Below are 254 nucleotides of genomic sequence, written 5' to 3' on the forward strand. Positions count from 1 at the left end.
CGGGCGTCGGCCCGGCCTCCAGGCGGGCGCGGAAGCGGTCGACGTCGGGCTCGCGCAGGAGCGTGGGCTGGCCGGGCCGGGGCCGGTCGCCGAGGGCGTCGGGCCCCTCGGCGTTGTAGCGGGCGACCCACCGCCGGATCGCCCGCCGCGACGGCCCGAGGGCCGCGGCGACCTCGGGGGCGGTCAGGCCCGCGGCGGCCAGATACACGGCCCGCAGCCGGAGGAACAGCCGCTTGTCCCCCTCGGCGTCGGCT

At 81.5% G+C, this 254-nt stretch carries 1 protein-coding gene; it reads right to left on the reverse strand.

Features of this window, described 5'->3' with window-relative positions; all coding sequences use genetic code 11:
• The coding region (locus G6O68_RS32250; RefSeq protein ID WP_165253870.1) for a helix-turn-helix domain-containing protein at positions 1-254 on the reverse strand (254 nt) is incomplete at both ends.

Source organism: Paludisphaera soli (assembly GCF_011064595.1).
GTDB lineage: Bacteria > Planctomycetota > Planctomycetia > Isosphaerales > Isosphaeraceae > Paludisphaera > Paludisphaera soli.